We start from the raw sequence: 17,043 nt of genomic DNA, 5'->3' as shown, positions 1-17,043 counted from the left end.
TCAGACCCACAGCAAGCAACTGCGCCAACGCAGAGCGAATTTCAGCAGCCTGCTAGCGCCAGAACTCCGGCACCGTCTCGGCCAGCCGCGGCCCGAGCCGAAGCGGCGCGATCTTTTCGGCCAGGCCGGTTCTATCGGAAATCTCCACGCCGACGCCGCAGATCGTCGCCGGGCCGTTCGCGGCTTCCATGCGGCCCTTCGGCATCTTGGAGATGAAGCGGTTGAGCGGCTCTTCCTTATCCATGCCGAGAGAAGAGTCGTAGTCGCCGCACATGCCGGCATCCGACATATAGGCGGTTCCGCCGTTCAGGATCTGTGTGTCGGCGGTCGGCACATGCGTGTGGGTGCCGACGACGAAACTGGCGCGGCCGTCGACGAAATGGCCGAAGCATTGCTTCTCGCTGGTCGCCTCTGCATGAAAATCGAAGATGATCGCATCGGCCTGCTCCTTGAGCGGGCAGGCAGCGAGGATCACTTCCGCCGATTTGAACGGGTCGTCGAGTTCCGGATGCATGAAGACCCGGCCCATGACGTTGGCGACGAGCACGCGCGCGCCATTCCTGGCATAGAACAGGCCGGAGCCGCGGCCGGGCGTGCCTTGCGGATAGTTGGCCGGCCGCAGAAATTGATCGTGCCTCCCGGCAAAGGCCACGGCTTCCTTCTGGTCCCAAACGTGATTGCCCGTCGTCACCACATCGGCGCCGGCATTGATCGTCTCCAGAAAGATGTCCTCGGTGATGCCGAAGCCGCCGGCGGCATTCTCGCCGTTGACGACGACGAAATCGAGCTTGAGGTCGGAGATCAGGCCGGGAAGGCGCTCCCAGACTGCCGTGCGTCCCGTCTTGCCGACCATGTCACCCAAAAAAAGCAGCCGCATTCCCTATCCAATCCAAGAGGCAAAAAAGCGAAGGCCGCTTTCTGTCAGGATGGCATCCAGGCTTATGTCGTGCGGCTCAGCGGGCACATGTGCCACTTCCTGGCAGTCGAATGCAATGCCGATCAGCTTCGGATGCAGGCCTTTTTGTCTCAGCCGGCTGATGGCGCGGTCGTAGTGGCCGGCGCCGTAACCGATGCGGTGGCCGCGGGCATCGAAGGCCGAAAGCGGCACGAGCATGATTTCCGGATTAAGAATGGCGGCATCCGCGCCAGGGCCGACCGTGCCGAAACCGGTATCGACAAGCGGCGCACCCTCCGCCAACTCGCGAAAGACGATGGTCTGTCGATCGAGGATCGCCGGCACGCAGAGCCGCGCACCGCGCACGGCAAAGCGCGCCATCAGCGGCCTGAGATTAGCTTCCGAACGGATCGGCAGGAAGCCGGAGACAATTGTGCCCAGCGCAAAACCAACCGCTTCGCCTGCATGTTCAGCCATTGCGAGACTCTTGGAGGCGCGTTTCTCGCCCGGGATGGCGTCGCGTGCGGACAGCCGTTCGTTGCGCAGCTGTGCTTTCAGTTGTTGAGCGGTCATTCGATCTACCGGTATGAGAGATTGACCGAGCATAGACGCCTGGATGTCCGATGCAAATGCCAGATGCGACAGTGCTGCGCCCGTTTCACGCCCTGTCGGCGGGATGCGGCCGGAGGTCAGATGACGATGCTTGTCGGTATTGTCGCGGTGCCGGTGGATAAGCCTGCCATATCAGGCACGGCGTTGGCCCCGCCCTGCCAGTCCTGCTGCCGCAGGTCGTGCATCGCCTTTTCGAGCAATTGCCTGAGTTCGCGCACGACCGCCTTGAACGCTTCCATCGTTTCTCGGTCATCGGACGAGATGCCCGAGGATTTTGGCGCGTCCTCGGCGGTGCTCTCATAGGCCTCGCGGGCCTGGGCGGCGTCGACCGGTTCCTGCGATCCGGTCGCGGTTTTTTCTGAGACATCCGTCAGTGCAGCCTCAGTCCCGCTCGTCGCGGCGGCTGTTGCATCCGTGGTTGCGTCCACCGGAGCGACTGCTGCAGGGCTGCCGGTCGCGGCGGCCGATGCGAATTCTGAAGCGGCGGTGCCGACCTTGCGCGCCAGTTCGGCGGCCAGACGGGCGACCACCTCGGGCGGCATATTGGAGCTGCGCAGCATCTCCAGCTGTTGCTTTGCCTCGTCGAGCTTGCGTTGTGCCTTTGTCTTGGCTTCGTCCCCGGAATTCGCCAAGGTCTGCCGCATCTGCTGCAGCGTCTGGGTGCTGCGCTGCAGCTTCAGCACACCCTGATCGGTCTCGTTTCCGGCGGCAGACATTGCTGCAGCAGAAGGCGTGCCACGCAAGATGATGGAGGCAGACGTAGTTGCGACCTGCATGAACAATCCCCGACAGCCCGATTGCAATTCGGCGCATCCTGCAACGTCAGACTTGCGTGGACCTGTGTTCTGGGGCCGCCCGTAGGGCCGCGGCGAGCCGTTGCATCGTTTCTTCAAACAGCGTTGCTCCGCCCGGCAACCAGCCGAGCGCGCGGATTTTCGCCGTGCTCATGCGATTGAGCGCCACCCTGTCGGCGGGGGGCGGCAGCACGTGCCGACAGCCGGTCTCGCGCCGGATAGGCGAAAGAATATCGCGCGTGTCGACTGATATGTCCGAGACGTTGAAGACCTCGCCGGAGATGCGGGTGCTTTCCGTCTCCAGCATCAGCCGTACCGCACGCCCGAGGTCGCGGCCGTGAACTTCCGTTCCTACACGCGAAACAACCGCCCGGCCGGCGAGATAATCGGCGGTAAGCCCGTCCCATTTGTTCGGCGAGAGATCGCCGTAGATCCCGGTCGCCCTCAGGCTCACGCCGGCAAAACCCGGCGTGGAGAGGTGGGCGAGCGCGCGTTCGGCATCGAGCTTGACCTGGCCGTAGAGCGTTTCGGGCTTGGCCAGCATGGTTTCCGCCAGCTCGGTTCCCTCGGGATGTTCGCCATAGGCGGCGCGGCTGGACAGGAAGACGCAGCGGCGTGTGCCGGCGCGTTTGGCTGCTTCGAAAAGCCGGACGGTGCCGTCGAGGTTCAGCCTGTGGAAATTCTTCGGATCGTCGCCCTCGCCGCCGCGATATTTGCCCGGAACATGGCTCAAGGCGGCGTGGACGAAGAAATAGGCATCGTCGAAAACACCGATCTGATCCTTGTCGGGATCGAGCGAAAGCGCTGCGAAATCGACCGGGCGCGAGAAGAGGCGGGGCAGCGGCGCACAGCGCCCTCCGACGATCACCTGATATCCGCCAGCCAGCAGCTCCTCGACGACATACCGGCCGACGAGACCCGTTCCGCCAGATACCAGTACCTTCATGCTGCCCCTTCCGGATTATCCAGCGCCGTGATCTCGGGCACATCGCCGTCATCGTGGAAACGGTGCCACAAATCGATCAAGGGTTGTAGTCGCGCTGCCTTGGGATGATCCTTTTCCCACGGTTTTTCATATTGGTAATGCAGGATCGAAATGCTCTTCCAGTCCCAAAGCTCGGGCATGGTGAACCATACATATTGCAGCATGTTGAAATAAACAGGCAGGCCGTGCCAATCCGGAAAGAAAGTCTCGAGAAACGTCTGATCGGTGCGCCGCCAGAAAACGTCTGCCGTGTCGAGCCTTTCGAGCATGTGCCGGAATGTGTCAAGCGACGGCGTGGCGACGAAGACGCCGGAATTCATGCGGCGAAAGTCGGCGAGGTTTTCATAGACATTCGGGGCGGCGGAGAATTCCGGATAGTGGAAGAGCCTGTCGACGTTCTTCAGTACGAGGGCGTCTGCATCGATGAAGACGCAGCGCTCATATTCGACAAGCTGCCACAGCCTGAGCTTGCAGAAATTGTCGAGCGGCGAATGAAAATCCGGTTTGCGGCCCTTGGTGAAGGGGGCCGCCGAATGGAGCTGGCCACGGGCATGGCGTTCGTTAAAGGCAGCTGACAGCGGCAAATGCTCGACCTCGATCAGGCGGCAGTCGAGGATTTTGAGCGGGACGAGGGCGGTGGCATCGACGCCGCCGGTGTGGAGGACGACGATGTCGGCGGTGGTGTCGGTGCGGCGCAGCGAATTCGCCAAGGCGGTGGCGCCCATGGCGTAGTCGGCGTTGGTGACGAGGGTGATATAGGCGAAAGGGGCTGGTTTTTCGCTGGCGCTCGTCATGTCGCCGCTCATGATACCGACTTCAGCCGCTTGCCTTCGGGATCGTGATTGATCGTCGCGGCGATGTCCTTGGTCCAGGCGGAGACGGCCGGCACGCGCGAGCGGTCGACGCGATAGGCGAATTTCTTCGCGACATCGACGATCTCGCCGAGCAGGCCCGCTTCCAGCGTGATCGGTTCGAGGCCGAGATCGCGGAATTTTTCGTTCCGGACGATCAGCTCGTTCTCGGCAGCTTCCTTGCGCGGGTTGGGCAGCCAGGCGATCTCGGCGCCGCTGATCCCCGCGATCATCTCTGCGAGGTCGCGCACCCGGTGGGTTTCGGTCATCTGGTTGAAGATCTCAACGCGCGCGCCGCGAGCCGGCGGGTTCGCAAGCGCCAGCTCGATGCAGCGCACCGAATCCTGGATATGGATGAAGGCGCGGGTCTGGCCGCCGGTGCCGTGTACCGTCAGCGGATAGCCGATCGCCGCCTGGATCAGGAAGCGGTTCAGCACCGTGCCGTAATCGCCGTCGTAGTCGAAACGGTTGATGAGCTGTGCGTGGCGGCGCGTCTGTTCGGTATGGGTGCCCCAGACGATGCCCTGGTGCAGATCGGTGATCCTGAGACCATCATTCCTCGCATAGAACTGGAAGAGAAGCTGATCCAGGCACTTGGTCATGTGGTAGATCGAGCCGGGGTTGGAGGGATAGAGGATCTCCTGGCTCACCGTCTCGCCGCCTGGCGTTTCGATGCCGACCGGCAGGTATCCCTCTGGGATGGCAGCGCCGACCGTCGAGTAGCCGTAGACGCCCATGGTGCCGAGATGGATGAGATGGGTATCGAGATTGAGCTCGGTCAGCGCGTTCAGCAGGTTGTGCGTGGCGCTGACATTGTTGTTGACCGTGTAGTTCTTATGGCGGTCGCTCTTCATCGAATAGGGTGCGGCCCGCTGCTCGGCAAAATGGATGACGGCATCCGGACGGTGTTCGGAAAGCCAGTTCTTCAGCAGTTCGTAGTCCTTGGCGAGATCGATCAGATTGAAGTGGATGCGGCGTCCGGTTTCGACATGCCAGATGCGGGTGCGCTCCTGGATCGAATCCATCGGTGTCAGCGACTGAACGCCAAGTTCCGTGTCGATCCAGCGGCGTGAGAGGTTGTCGAGGATATGAATGTCATGTCCGGCATCGGAGAGATGCAGCGACGTTGGCCAGCCAATGAAACCGTCTCCGCCCATAACCGCAATCTTCATCACATCGTCTCCTTATCGGTCACTCAATGTCGGGAATAGTTAGGAATTATGACAATCATTCAATGCTTGCCGGTCGGGCATTCAATGCTTGCCTGTCGGGAAGCGTTGCGCCAAAGAGGGCACCTCAGTTTGGAGAAAATTATGACGGAGCGCCCTTTTTCCATTTCGGGAGAGCTGACCGAGGCCGGGCATCGCCTTGTCCAGCGGGTCTATTATGAAGATACGGATTTCTCCGGCCTGGTCTATCACGCCCGCTATCTGCATTTCCTGGAGCGTGGCCGCACCGATTATCTGCGTTGCCTCGGCGTCGAGCAGCGCGAACTCGTCAGCGCCGACGAGGAGGGCCTGGTCTTCGTCGTCCACCGCATGGAGATCGACTTCAAGAGCCCGGCGCGCATGGACGATGTGCTGACGATCCTGACGCACACGGAAAAGGCCGGCGGCGCCAAGATGGTGCTCAATCAGCAGATCCGATCCGGCGAGACGCTGCTGATTGCCGCCAAGGTGATAATCGCTGTCATCAACGCCAGGGGGCGGCCGCGGCGGCTGCCGGAAACGCTGGCGGTGAAATTCCTGGAAGGCAGCACGCCGCTATAGCCGCGAATCGCCTGGAATTCGGGCTTGTAAAAACTTGATCTTTATGTGAAGGAATTCCCGCGCCGCAGGATGAGCGCTCTTTCGGCAGCCGGATCTTGCTCCGGTCAAGTAATCCATGGAATGAAATCTTCCAAACACAGGCTTGCTGTCACAGTCCGGCACTAACGATCTATTAACCATAATAGTGTCTTACTGGGAAAGTCGGAGTTTGTGCGGTGCACGCCTTCCTTTGACCAAATTTGACGGCAAGAAGGCGGAAGATGAGCTTGGAAGCTTGACCAGGGCTTTGGGCGGCGGCCACCGGACACTTCTTGCGAGATCAATTTGTGCCGCCCGGTCCAGCACCGGGCGTTTGGATTCGGGGATTTTGGATCAATGGAACAAGTAGGATTGGCAGCAGCAACGACGGACGTCAGCCTCTGGTCGCTTTTCATGCAGGCCGGAATCGTCGTCAAGCTCGTCATGCTCGGGCTTATCGCAGCCTCGGTGTGGACCTGGGCGATCGTTATCGACAAAAACCTGGCCTATGGCCGCGCACGGCGCCAGTTCGACAAATTCGAACAGGTGTTCTGGTCGGGCCAATCGCTGGAAGAGCTCTATCGCTCGCTGTCGGAGCGCAACAATACCGGGCTGGCATCGATTTTCGTTGCGGCCATGCGGGAATGGAAGAAATCCTTCGAACGCGGCGCCCGCTCACCGATTGGCCTGCAGATGCGTATCGACCGGGCGATGGACGTGACGCTTGCCCGTGAGACCGAATTTCTCGGCGCTCGCCTTGGATCGCTGGCAACGATCGGTTCGGCCGGCCCGTTTATCGGTCTCTTCGGCACGGTCGTCGGCATCATGACCTCGTTCCAGGCGATCGCAGGTTCGAAGTCGACCAACCTTGCGGTTGTCGCACCCGGTATCGCCGAAGCGCTGCTTGCCACCGCGATCGGTCTCGTCGCCGCTATTCCGGCGGTTATCGCCTACAACAAGTTCTCTGCCGATGCCGGCAAGCTCTCGGGCCGCATGGAAGGTTTCGCGGATGAATTCTCCGCCATACTTTCGCGCCAGATCGACGAGAAGCTACAGCCGCGCGCTGCCGCTCAGTAACCAACGGAGTATACTGACATGGGTATGGCTGTTGGAGGCAATGACGGCGGGGGCGGCAGACGCCGCCGTCGCGGCGGTCGGAACAGGGCCGTAATCTCCGAAATCAACGTGACGCCGCTCGTCGACGTCATGCTCGTGCTTTTGATCATCTTCATGGTCGCGGCACCGATGATGACCGTTGGCGTGCCGATCGACCTGCCGGAGACGCAGGCCAAGGCGCTGAATTCCGAGACGCAGCCGATCACCATCTCCGTCAAGAACGACGGCGAAGTGTTCCTGCAGGAAACGGCGATTCCGGCCGCCGAGATCGCCGCCAAGCTCGAGGCGATCGCCACCACTGGTTACAACGAACGGATCTTCGTGCGCGGCGACGCGACAGCGCCTTACGGCGTCATCGCCGACGTCATGGCCCGTATTCAGGGCGCAGGCTTCAAGAATATCGGCCTCGTGACGCAGCAGAAGAAGGACCAATAGCGTTCAAGATGAAGACCAGCGTCGTCACATCTGCTGTTCTGCACTGCCTGGTGCTTACCTGGGCGATGGTGTCGCTCAGCGCGCCGGAATCCTTCAAGGTGGAGGATTTCGAGGCGATGCCGGTCGATCTGGTGCCGGTGGAATCCATTACCCAGATGCAGCAAGGCGACAAGAAGGCTCCGAAGAAGGAGACTTCCGCACCCGTGCCGACGACACGTCCGCCGATCGCGCAGCCGGCCGAGAACGCCGGCGACAACAATGTCGACCTGAAGACGCCGCCCGTTCCGAACGCCAAGCCCAGCAATAGCGAGGCTGCCGCGGCGAATTCGAGCGACAAGCCGATGCCGAAAACCGATCCAAAGCCGAATGATGTCAAGGATATCGTCAAGGAGGAAACGGAGGTCGAACAGCCGAAGGAGGTCGCTTCCATTCCGCCGCCGAAGCCTGTCGAGGTGACGCCGCCGAAGCCCGAGGAAAAACCGCCGGAAGAGCAGGCCAAGCCGGAGGAGCCGCCGAAGCCCGATGCCGAGGCGCTGCCGGACAATGTGCCGACACCTGTCGCCAAGCCGCAGGTGAAGCCGCCGGAACCGCAGAAGCCGGCCGAAAAGCCGCCGGAAAAGACCCCGGACCAGCCGAAAACCGCCGACACGCCGACCGACAAGAAGAAGGCGGACAAGAAACAGGAAACAGCGAAGTCCGCTTCATCGATGAAGAGCGACTTCAATGCCGACCAGATTTCGATCTTGCTGAACAAGACCGATCCTTCTGCCGGGGGCGCCAAGCGCTCGACGCAGGAAGCATCGCTGGGCGCGAAGAAGAGCAACGGCGGCTCGAAACTCAGCCAGAGCGAAGAAGATGCGATGCGCAGCTTGATCGAGGGCAATTGGCTTGTCACGCCCGGAATGGAAGGCCTTTCCGGCTTGGTTGTTACGGTGCATTTCAAGCTGGGCAGAGACGGCAACATCATTGGTGAGCCGGAGATAGAATCGTCTGGTGGGAGCAGCAGCGATTCGACGCGTCGTGCGCTGGAAAGCGCTGCTTACCGTGCCGTGATGAAATCGGCTCCCTCGTTTTCTTCGACTCTTCCGATGGACAAATATGAAGCTTGGAATGAGGTCGTTCTTAACTTCGATGCGAGCAGCCTGGGAATCTAGATGCCTAGGAGCCGAGCTTCCAAAGATAAATACAATGCTTGGAAGGAAGTTATCTTGCACTGTCCTACTAGCAAACTGAATTCATGAAGTGCTGAAAGGCTTATTTGATATGGTCAAGTGTTCCCTCATCCGCGCTCTGATGGTCATTGCAGGCCTGTTTGGGGTCGCAGCCTTTACGACTCCGGCGAACGCGGTGCTTACCCTCGATCTTCGAAAAGGTAACGTTCAGCCGTTGCCGATCGCGGTGACCGACTTCCAGGGCGATATGGGCGCGCAGGTATCGCAGGTGATCGCCGCCGACTTGCAGCGGTCCGGTCTCTTCGCACCCATCAACAAAACCGCCTTCATCGAGAAGATTTCTAATCCCGACGCTTCGCCGCGCTTCGAGGACTGGAAGGTCATCAATGCACAGGCGCTGGTCACCGGCCGGGTTACCAAGGAAGCGGATGGCCGTCTTCGCGCCGAATTCCGGCTCTGGGACCCGTTCGCCGGGCAGCAGATGACCGGTCAGCAGTTCTATACGCAGCCGGAGAACTGGCGCCGCGTGGCTCACATCATCGCCGACGCGATCTACAAGCAGATCACCGGGGAAGAAGGTTATTTCGATACCCGCGTCGTCTTCGTCTCCGAATCCGGCACCAAGCAGCAGCGCAAACGCCAGCTGGCGATCATGGATCAGGACGGCTTCAACGTGCGTATGCTGACGGATGGCAGCGATCTCGTGCTGACGCCGCGCTTCTCGCCGAGCCGGCAGGAAGTCACCTACATGTCCTTTGCCAACCAGCAGCCGCGGGTCTATCTGCTGCAGCTGGAAACCGGGCAGCGTGAGGTCGTCGGCAATTTTCCCGGCATGACCTTCTCGCCGCGCTTTTCGCCGGATGGCCAAAAGGTGATCATGAGCCTGCAGCAGGACGCCAATTCCAACATCTATACAATGGACCTGCGCTCGCGCACGACGACGCGCCTGACCTCGACGGCTGCGATCGACACTTCGCCGTCCTATTCGCCTGACGGCGCGCGCGTCAGCTTCGAAAGCGACCGCGGCGGAAAACCGCAGATCTATGTGATGAATGCAGATGGCTCGGGCCAGACCCGTATTTCCTTCGGCGACGGTTCCTATTCGACGCCGGTCTGGTCGCCACGAGGCGATCTCATTGCCTTCACCAAACAGGCCGGCGGCAAGTTCTCGATCGGCGTGATGAAACCGGATGGTTCGGGCGAGCGCATTCTGACGACCGGCTTCCATAACGAGGGCCCGACCTGGGCGCCGAACGGACGTGTGCTGATGTTCTTCCGGCAGGCGGCAGGTGCCGGCGGTCCGCAGCTCTATTCGATCGATTTGACCGGCTACAACGAGCAGCTTGTGAAGACGCCGAGCTACGGTTCCGACCCCGCTTGGTCGCCGCTTATGGAGTAGGCAATGCGCTTCTGCCTTCATGTCGTCCCAAAGTCATGGAATCGAGCGACCAAGGGACAAATCAGTAATTCGTTAACCACAATTTTTGAGGGGCGGTTAACCGAGTGCGGTTACTGTCCGGAAACCCTGATGAACCCGCAAGGAGACCGGCCATGAGCCGAATTCATACCCCGGCAATGAGCCGCATGCAGAATTTCGCCCGCAACCCCGTCATGATCGCGCTTGTCGCCGGTCTCGCGCTTGCGAGCTGCGCCAAGAAGCCGCCGAACAGCGCCGGCGATCTCGGCCTCGGCTCCGGCGCGGGTGGCTCCGCAACGCCGGGCTCGGCCCAGGACTTCACGGTCAATGTCGGCGACCGCATCTTCTTCGATACCGACTCCTCGTCGATCCGTGCCGATGCTTCGCAGACGCTCGACCGTCAGGCCCAATGGCTCGGCCGCTACCCGAACTACCAGATCACCGTCGAAGGCCATGCCGACGAACGCGGTACGCGCGAATACAACCTCGCGCTCGGTGCCCGCCGTGCGGCCGCCGCCAAGGATTATCTTGCTTCGCGGGGCGTTCCGGCGCAGCGCCTGAAGACGATTTCCTACGGCAAGGAACGTCCGGTTGCCGTCTGCGACGATATTTCCTGCTGGTCGCAGAACCGCCGCGCAGTCACGGTTCTCGGCGGCGCCGGCATGTAATTGCCGACTTAGTTCGCTTTCGGAAGGCGGTCCCATCAGGGGCCGCCTTTTCTTTTTGACCACACTTTGGCCAGACTCCGTTGCTTTTTGACAGCAATTGGAAAAATCTCCTGCTCGTGTCATCGAGGCGCGAAGAATCACTGGGACAGGACGATACATATGAAGAAACTTGTCGTGGCAGGCATGCTGTGCCTCGCGGCCGTGACCGGGAGCGAGCGGACGGCCTATTCGGCCTCGTTCTTCGGGCTGCATCTCGGCGGTCGATCCGCGGAAAACCCGTCGGCGCTGCCGGTCGTCAAGGTGCAGAGCGGCGATGCCGAGGTCCGCGTGCAGCAGCTCGAAGAGCAACTGCGGCAGCTGAACGGCCGGATCGAGGAGATGAGCTTCCAGCTGCTGCAGATGCAGGAGACGATCCGCAAGCAGCAGGAAGACAATGAATTCCGCTTCCAGCAGTTGGAAAAGACGGGTGCCAGCGGCGGCGGTGCCAAGGCTCCTGTCAAGAAGAGCGAGACCGACGTCGCTCCGGCAGCTTCCGGCGGCGATGACATCGCCAAGGTGATCCAAGCACCGCAGGGAGCCGAAACGGCTCCCTCCACCGACGTGCCTGCCAATAGCGGCCTCGGCCAACCGCCGAAGGAGCTCGGCTCGATCGATTTCGATCAGAAGGGCAATGCGATCGGCGGAAGTGTCGATGAAAATGCGGGGATCGGCTCCGGCCCGGTTCCCAATACCGCTAATCCGCAGCAGACCGCATCGCTCGGTGGTGAAGCGGACCAGTACAAGTCGGCCTATGGTCACGTCTTGTCCGGCGATTACAGCACGGCCGAACAGGAATTCACCCAGTACATCACCCGCTACCCGAGCAGCGCGCGGGCGGCGGACGCCAATTTCTGGCTTGGCGAAGCGCTCTATTCGCAGGGCAAGTACAATGAGGCGGCCAAAACCTTCCTCAATGCACATCAGAAATACGGCACATCAGAAAAGGCGCCTGAAATGCTGTTGAAACTCGGCATGTCGCTTGCTGCGCTCGACAATACCGAGACGGCCTGTGCGACGCTGCGCGAAGTCTCGAAGCGTTATCCCAAGGCTTCGCGTGCCGTCATAAGCAAGGTTGCGAGCGAACAGAAGCGCCTCGCCTGCTAAGGTCTTCCGGCATGTCTCCGGAAGTCCGATCGCCGCAAGAGGCGATCCTCCAGTTTCTCTCGTCCCTTCAAAGCCCTGCACGCATTCTCGTCGCGATATCGGGCGGCAGTGATTCCACCGGCCTGCTTCTCCTCCTCGACGAAGCCGTGAAGGCCGCGCCTCATCTCAAAATATCCCTATGCGCTGCGACCGTCGACCATGCGTTGCGCGCCGGCTCCGCAGACGAGGCGCATACAGCTGCAGCCCTCTGCACATCACGCGGCATTCCCCACACCATCGCGACCTGGCAGGGCGACAAGCCGAGAACCGGCATCATGGCCGCGGCCCGCGAGGCGCGTTACGGCCTTCTGGCCGAAGCGGCGGCAGCGTTTGGCGCCGATCTCATCGTCACCGCCCATACACTCGACGACCAGCGCGAAACACTTGCCATGCGCGGCATGCGAACGGAGCAGGCCTCGACCGGCATTGCCGATGCGGTGCTCTTCAACCGGCATTTTTGGGTCCTGCGGCAGCTTCTCTTTTCCAGCCGGGCGGATATCCGCTCTTTCCTGAAAGAGCGGGGCGTGCCGTGGATCGACGATCCGAGCAATGAGGATGTGAAGTACGAGCGCGTGCGAATCCGCCGGCAGCTGTCGGCCGGTGCGGGTCCGGAGAAAAATATCCGCAGGGCCTGGGAAGAGCGACTGGCGCTTTCGGCCAAGGCCGCGGAATGGCTGGACCGTCATTTCAGGCTTCACGGCGGCCTGCTCGGGCAGGTGATGCCTGACGGGTTGCGGCGGGATCGGGCAGTCCTCGACTATGCGCTCGGCCGTCTGACAGGCGTTTTCGGCGGGCAGCCGTTTGCCCCGGGGAGGGCGCATATGGAGCGTATCCTTGCATTTGCCACCGGCAGCCAGCCGGCACGGATGACCGCCGGCAGGGTGGTGTTCGATCTCAGGCGTGACGGGCTTTATCTCACACGCGAAAGCCGGGGGATTTTGCCGCTGGTGTTGCGGCCGGGAGAGGCGGGTGTTTGGGATGGGAGGTTTTTTGTGCGCAACGGAGTGGCCAGACCAATCGTCGTCGAGGCCGCATCACACTCCCCCTCATTCCTGTCCCTCGGGTCAAGCCCGAGGACAGGAATGAGGGAACATCATTTTGAGCACCTTCCCAAGGCGGCATGGAACCGCGCCATAGCCTCAGCACCGGCTTTATCCGCCGAAGGAGCGCTTTTATCTCAGGAATATGCCCGCATGGTCGACCTCACGCCCTATTTCGCACCGTTCGACCGCTTTTTGACACGATTTGATTTCATCTTTGCCGATAGGCTTTCGGCGGTTTTCGTAACGGCGCCCTATCCGAGGCCGCCTTTAAGAAGTATTGACGGAAAAACCATCTGACCTGGGGGATCGCCTTGGCAATCGCACGGCGCAACCCTATGTTAGAAGCGAATAAGACGGTCGCCATGAGGCGGCTGTTCCAGTGCTGGGGAGTTCAATGAACCCTAACTTACGTAATTTCGCCTTGTGGGCGATCATAGCGCTTCTGCTGATCGCCCTTTTCAGTATGTTCCAGACGGCGCCGGCGCAGACGGGCTCCCGCGAAATCCCTTATTCGCAATTTCTGCGTGAGGTCGATGCGGGCCGCGTGAAGGAAGTCGTGGTCACGGGGAACCGTCTCTCCGGAAGCTATGTTGAAAATGGCACCACCTTCCAGACCTATTCGCCCGTAATCGACGACAGCTTGCTTGATCGCCTGCAGTCTAAGAACGTTCTGGTTTCGGCCCGTCCTGAAACGGACGGTTCATCGGGTTTCCTCAGCTATCTCGGCACGCTTTTGCCGATGCTTCTGATTCTCGGCGTCTGGCTGTTCTTCATGCGGCAGATGCAGGGCGGCTCGCGCGGCGCGATGGGCTTCGGCAAGTCGAAGGCCAAACTGCTCACCGAAGCGCATGGCCGTGTGACCTTCGACGACGTCGCCGGTGTCGACGAAGCCAAGCAGGATCTCGAGGAAATCGTCGAATTCCTGCGCGATCCGCAGAAGTTCCAGCGTCTCGGCGGCAAGATCCCGCGCGGCGTGCTGCTCGTCGGTCCTCCGGGCACCGGTAAGACGCTGCTCGCCCGCTCGGTTGCCGGCGAAGCCAACGTGCCGTTCTTCACCATTTCAGGTTCCGACTTCGTCGAAATGTTCGTCGGCGTCGGCGCCAGCCGTGTACGAGACATGTTCGAGCAGGCGAAGAAGAATGCGCCCTGCATCATCTTCATCGACGAAATCGATGCCGTCGGCCGTCATCGCGGCGCCGGTCTCGGCGGCGGCAATGACGAACGCGAGCAGACGCTCAACCAGCTGCTGGTCGAGATGGACGGCTTCGAGGCAAATGAAGGCGTGATCCTGATTGCCGCCACCAACCGCCCTGACGTCCTCGACCCGGCGCTGCTGCGTCCCGGCCGTTTCGACCGTCAGGTCGTCGTGCCAAACCCAGACATCGTCGGTCGCGAGCGCATCCTCAAGGTACATGCCCGCAACGTTCCGCTGGCACCCAATGTCGATCTCAAGATTCTTGCCCGCGGCACGCCCGGGTTTTCCGGCGCCGACCTGATGAACCTCGTCAACGAAGCCGCACTCATGGCCGCCCGCCGCAACAAGCGCGTCGTCACCATGCAGGAATTCGAAGACGCCAAGGACAAGATCATGATGGGCGCCGAGCGCCGTTCCTCGGCAATGACCGAGGCGGAGAAGAAGCTCACCGCTTACCATGAGGCCGGACACGCCATTACCGCGCTCAATGTCGCGGTCGCCGATCCGCTGCACAAGGCGACGATCATTCCGCGCGGCCGTGCACTCGGCATGGTCATGCAGCTTCCCGAGGGCGACCGCTACTCGATGAGCTACAAGTGGATGGTTTCGCGTCTTTGCATCATGATGGGTGGCCGCGTCGCCGAAGAGCTTACCTTCGGCAAGGAGAACATCACGTCAGGTGCCTCCTCCGACATCGAACAGGCGACCAAGCTTGCCCGCGCGATGGTCACGCAATGGGGATTCTCTGACCAGCTCGGTCAGGTCGCTTATGGCGAGAACCAGCAGGAAGTCTTCCTCGGCCACTCGGTTTCGCAGTCGAAGAACGTTTCGGAAGCAACCGCGCAGAAGATCGACAATGAAGTGCGCCGCCTAATCGACGAAGCCTATACCCAGGCCCGTACGATCCTAACAGAAAAGCACGACGAATTCGTTGCTCTTGCCGAAGGTCTGCTCGAATACGAGACGCTGACCGGCGAAGAAATCAAAGCGTTGATCCGCGGTGAGAAGCCGTCTCGCGATCTTGGCGATGATTCACCGCCAAGCCGCTCGGCTGTTCCGAAGGCCGGCGCACGGCCTGCCACCAAGGGTGATGAGCCCGAAGGCGGCCTTGAACCGCAGCCGCATTGAGCGGCTAGCACCATCTTGAACAAGGCCGGATTTCCCAAACGGGAGACCCGGCCTTTTCCATTGGTAACGGGATATAATCATTTTTCTTGCTAATTTACGTGCTGATAGCCTCATTTTGTGGCATTCCGCTGAATTGAGGCAAGCGTGAATCACGCTCCTGAATGAACGACATTCCATGGAAGCCGGATTCGCTTGGAACGGTGCGCTGCCTTGACTGGCGCGCGGAAAAACGCAGGAGTGCAGATGAAAAGACGCTATTTCGGTACGGACGGCATTCGTGGCCAATCCAACGTCTTCCCGATGACGCCAGATCTCGCTATGCGGGTCGGCATTGCCGCCGGCACGATCTTCCGCCGCGGCAACCATCGCCACCGTGTCGTCATCGGCAAGGATACGCGTCTTTCCGGTTATATGCTTGAGAACGCCATGGTCGCGGGCTTCACGGCTGCCGGTCTCGATGCCTTTATTCTCGGCCCGATTCCGACACCGGCCGTCGCCATGCTGACGCGCTCGCTGCGCTGCGATATCGGCGTGATGATCTCGGCCTCGCACAATCCTTACGAGGATAACGGCATCAAGCTCTTCGGTCCGGATGGTTACAAGCTTTCCGACGACCTCGAAGCCGAGATCGAGGACCTGCTGGAAAAGGACCTGAACGCCCAGCTCGCCAAATCCGACGATATCGGCCGCGCCAAGCGCGTCGACGGCGTGCATGACCGCTATATCGAACATGCCAAGCGCACGCTGCCACGCGACGTGACGCTGCAGGGCCTGAGGATCGCGATCGACTGTGCCAATGGTGCTGCCTACAAGGTGGCGCCCGCCGTGCTCTGGGAGCTCGGTGCCGAGGTCGTCACCATCGGCAACGAGCCGAACGGCACCAACATCAATCTCAATTGTGGCTCCACCAGCCCGGTCGCTCTGCAGAAGAAGGTCGACGAGGTGCGCGCCGATATCGGCATCGCGCTCGACGGCGATGCGGACCGCGTCATCATCGTCGACGAAAACGGTTCGATCGTCGACGGCGACCAACTGATGGCCGTCATCGCCGAGAGCTGGGCCGAGAGCCAGCAACTGCGCGGCAACGGCATCGTCGCCACGGTGATGTCCAATCTCGGCCTCGAGCGCTTCCTCGACGAGCGCGGTATGGCGCTTGCCCGCACGCGGGTCGGCGATCGTTACGTCGTCGAGCATATGCGCCAGCACAATTACAATGTCGGCGGCGAGCAGTCGGGCCACATCGTGCTTTCGGACTACGGTACGACGGGTGATGGTCTGGTCGCAGCGCTGCAGATCCTGGCCGCGGTCAAGCGCACCGGCCGGACCGTCAGCGAGGTCTGCCGCCGCTTCGAGCCGGTGCCGCAGCTCCTGCGCAATGTCCGCATCAGCGGCGGCAAGCCGCTGGAGGATATCCAGGTGCAGAAGGCGATCGCCGATGCCGAAGCCGAACTCGCCAAAAACGGCCGCCTCGTCATTCGCCCCTCGGGCACCGAGCCACTGATCCGCGTCATGGCCGAGGGCGACGACCGCGCTCAGATCGAGCGCATCGTCAACGAGCTGATCGGCACGATCTCGAACGTTCGAACCGCCGCCTGATTCTTTGTGGACATATCGGGCTCGACGGCAAGCTTGGCGACATGGTTGGGCCGATGCTCGGAGAATGGGCGACGAGTGCGCAACCCAGCCAAATCGTCTCGTCAGATCACTTCAGAGACTTTTACTGCGGCAATCCATGTTTCCTCTACCGGAAGCTTCAAGATCTC

At 61.0% G+C, this 17,043-nt stretch carries 16 protein-coding genes; 10 read left to right on the top strand and 6 right to left on the bottom strand.

Annotation, left to right across the window (positions count from 1 at the left end; translation table 11 throughout):
- Nucleotides 1–52: 52 nt before the first annotated feature.
- The 6 genes from J3O30_RS18515 to J3O30_RS18490 form a co-directional block, all read right to left on the bottom strand.
- On the bottom strand, nucleotides 53–877 hold the full coding sequence (locus J3O30_RS18515) for a TIGR00282 family metallophosphoesterase (protein ID WP_164008083.1): 825 nt from the start codon (nucleotides 875–877) through the stop codon (nucleotides 53–55).
- A gap of 3 nt (nucleotides 878–880) precedes the next feature.
- Nucleotides 881–1,468: a 5-formyltetrahydrofolate cyclo-ligase gene (locus tag J3O30_RS18510; protein WP_207581672.1), complete on the bottom strand. Its 588-nt coding sequence runs from the start codon at nucleotides 1,466–1,468 to the stop codon at nucleotides 881–883.
- Between the two features lie 116 nt (nucleotides 1,469–1,584).
- Nucleotides 1,585–2,283, bottom strand: a complete 699-nt coding sequence (locus J3O30_RS18505) for a hypothetical protein (protein WP_207581671.1) — start codon at nucleotides 2,281–2,283, stop codon at nucleotides 1,585–1,587.
- Nucleotides 2,284–2,329: 46 nt separating this feature from the next.
- Complete coding sequence (locus J3O30_RS18500) at nucleotides 2,330–3,247, bottom strand: NAD(P)-dependent oxidoreductase (RefSeq protein ID WP_207581670.1); 918 nt, start codon at nucleotides 3,245–3,247, stop codon at nucleotides 2,330–2,332.
- Complete coding sequence (locus tag J3O30_RS18495) at nucleotides 3,244–4,080, bottom strand: glycosyltransferase (protein WP_207584372.1); 837 nt, start codon at nucleotides 4,078–4,080, stop codon at nucleotides 3,244–3,246. Before J3O30_RS18495 ends, J3O30_RS18500 begins: the two co-directional genes overlap by 4 nt.
- 8 nt (nucleotides 4,081–4,088) lie before the next feature.
- The gene (locus J3O30_RS18490; RefSeq protein ID WP_207581669.1) at nucleotides 4,089–5,309 is read right to left on the bottom strand and encodes an NAD-dependent epimerase/dehydratase family protein; all 1,221 of its coding nucleotides are present in this window, start codon (nucleotides 5,307–5,309) and stop codon (nucleotides 4,089–4,091) included.
- Between the two features lie 141 nt (nucleotides 5,310–5,450).
- Here J3O30_RS18490 and ybgC point away from each other — a divergent pair, with 141 nt between their 5' ends.
- From ybgC to glmM, 10 genes are all read left to right on the top strand, one after another.
- Entirely contained in the window at nucleotides 5,451–5,906 is a 456-nt protein-coding gene (gene ybgC, locus J3O30_RS18485; RefSeq protein WP_012758853.1) for a tol-pal system-associated acyl-CoA thioesterase, read from the top strand.
- Between the two features lie 375 nt (nucleotides 5,907–6,281).
- On the top strand, nucleotides 6,282–7,001 hold the full coding sequence (gene tolQ / locus J3O30_RS18480; protein WP_207581668.1) for a protein TolQ: 720 nt from the start codon (nucleotides 6,282–6,284) through the stop codon (nucleotides 6,999–7,001).
- 18 nt (nucleotides 7,002–7,019) lie between these two features.
- Complete coding sequence (gene tolR / locus J3O30_RS18475) at nucleotides 7,020–7,475, top strand: protein TolR (RefSeq protein ID WP_207581667.1); 456 nt, start codon at nucleotides 7,020–7,022, stop codon at nucleotides 7,473–7,475.
- 8 nt (nucleotides 7,476–7,483) lie between these two features.
- Nucleotides 7,484–8,629 carry a hypothetical protein gene (locus J3O30_RS18470; RefSeq protein ID WP_207581666.1) on the top strand — a complete coding sequence of 382 codons (1,146 nt, stop codon included), beginning with the start codon at nucleotides 7,484–7,486 and terminating at the stop codon, nucleotides 8,627–8,629.
- Between the two features lie 109 nt (nucleotides 8,630–8,738).
- Nucleotides 8,739–10,046, top strand: coding sequence for a Tol-Pal system beta propeller repeat protein TolB (tolB, locus tag J3O30_RS18465; RefSeq protein WP_207581665.1), 1,308 nt, complete (start codon nucleotides 8,739–8,741; stop codon nucleotides 10,044–10,046).
- A 152-nt stretch (nucleotides 10,047–10,198) separates the two neighbouring features.
- Nucleotides 10,199–10,732 carry a peptidoglycan-associated lipoprotein Pal gene (gene pal, locus J3O30_RS18460; RefSeq protein WP_207581664.1) on the top strand — a complete coding sequence of 178 codons (534 nt, stop codon included), beginning with the start codon at nucleotides 10,199–10,201 and terminating at the stop codon, nucleotides 10,730–10,732.
- A gap of 159 nt (nucleotides 10,733–10,891) precedes the next feature.
- Nucleotides 10,892–11,875 carry a tol-pal system protein YbgF gene (gene ybgF / locus J3O30_RS18455; protein WP_207581663.1) on the top strand — a complete coding sequence of 328 codons (984 nt, stop codon included), beginning with the start codon at nucleotides 10,892–10,894 and terminating at the stop codon, nucleotides 11,873–11,875.
- Nucleotides 11,876–11,886: 11 nt separating this feature from the next.
- Nucleotides 11,887–13,254 carry a tRNA lysidine(34) synthetase TilS gene (gene tilS, locus J3O30_RS18450; RefSeq protein ID WP_207581662.1) on the top strand — a complete coding sequence of 456 codons (1,368 nt, stop codon included), beginning with the start codon at nucleotides 11,887–11,889 and terminating at the stop codon, nucleotides 13,252–13,254.
- A 97-nt stretch (nucleotides 13,255–13,351) separates the two neighbouring features.
- Nucleotides 13,352–15,280: an ATP-dependent zinc metalloprotease FtsH gene (ftsH, locus tag J3O30_RS18445; protein ID WP_207581661.1), complete on the top strand. Its 1,929-nt coding sequence runs from the start codon at nucleotides 13,352–13,354 to the stop codon at nucleotides 15,278–15,280.
- A 243-nt stretch (nucleotides 15,281–15,523) separates the two neighbouring features.
- Entirely contained in the window at nucleotides 15,524–16,876 is a 1,353-nt protein-coding gene (glmM, locus tag J3O30_RS18440; protein ID WP_003582103.1) for a phosphoglucosamine mutase, read from the top strand.
- The last annotated feature ends 167 nt before the right edge of the window (nucleotides 16,877–17,043 follow it).

The sequence above is a fragment of the Rhizobium sp. NZLR1 genome, assembly GCF_017357385.1.
Taxonomy (GTDB): domain Bacteria; phylum Pseudomonadota; class Alphaproteobacteria; order Rhizobiales; family Rhizobiaceae; genus Rhizobium.
Note: the sequence above shows the minus strand (reverse complement) of the source record. Positions and strands in the feature narration are given on the sequence as shown.

Excerpts from the sequence above, each read along its gene's own strand:
- J3O30_RS18510 (WP_207581672.1), bottom strand. The coding sequence starts at position 1,468 with ATGACCGCTCAACAACTGAAAGCACAGCTGCGCAACGAACGGCTGTCC.
- ybgF (WP_207581663.1), top strand. The coding sequence starts at position 10,892 with ATGAAGAAACTTGTCGTGGCAGGCATGCTGTGCCTCGCGGCCGTGACC.
- tolR (WP_207581667.1), top strand. The coding sequence starts at position 7,020 with ATGGGTATGGCTGTTGGAGGCAATGACGGCGGGGGCGGCAGACGCCGC.
- pal (WP_207581664.1), top strand. The coding sequence starts at position 10,199 with ATGAGCCGAATTCATACCCCGGCAATGAGCCGCATGCAGAATTTCGCC.
- tolB (WP_207581665.1), top strand. The coding sequence starts at position 8,739 with ATGGTCAAGTGTTCCCTCATCCGCGCTCTGATGGTCATTGCAGGCCTG.
- ftsH (WP_207581661.1), top strand. The coding sequence starts at position 13,352 with ATGAACCCTAACTTACGTAATTTCGCCTTGTGGGCGATCATAGCGCTT.
- J3O30_RS18490 (WP_207581669.1), bottom strand. The coding sequence starts at position 5,309 with ATGAAGATTGCGGTTATGGGCGGAGACGGTTTCATTGGCTGGCCAACG.
- J3O30_RS18515 (WP_164008083.1), bottom strand. The coding sequence starts at position 877 with ATGCGGCTGCTTTTTTTGGGTGACATGGTCGGCAAGACGGGACGCACG.
- ybgC (WP_012758853.1), top strand. The coding sequence starts at position 5,451 with ATGACGGAGCGCCCTTTTTCCATTTCGGGAGAGCTGACCGAGGCCGGG.
- tolQ (WP_207581668.1), top strand. The coding sequence starts at position 6,282 with ATGGAACAAGTAGGATTGGCAGCAGCAACGACGGACGTCAGCCTCTGG.
- tilS (WP_207581662.1), top strand. The coding sequence starts at position 11,887 with ATGTCTCCGGAAGTCCGATCGCCGCAAGAGGCGATCCTCCAGTTTCTC.
- glmM (WP_003582103.1), top strand. The coding sequence starts at position 15,524 with ATGAAAAGACGCTATTTCGGTACGGACGGCATTCGTGGCCAATCCAAC.
- J3O30_RS18500 (WP_207581670.1), bottom strand. The coding sequence starts at position 3,247 with ATGAAGGTACTGGTATCTGGCGGAACGGGTCTCGTCGGCCGGTATGTC.
- J3O30_RS18495 (WP_207584372.1), bottom strand. The coding sequence starts at position 4,080 with ATGACGAGCGCCAGCGAAAAACCAGCCCCTTTCGCCTATATCACCCTC.
- J3O30_RS18470 (WP_207581666.1), top strand. The coding sequence starts at position 7,484 with ATGAAGACCAGCGTCGTCACATCTGCTGTTCTGCACTGCCTGGTGCTT.
- J3O30_RS18505 (WP_207581671.1), bottom strand. The coding sequence starts at position 2,283 with ATGCAGGTCGCAACTACGTCTGCCTCCATCATCTTGCGTGGCACGCCT.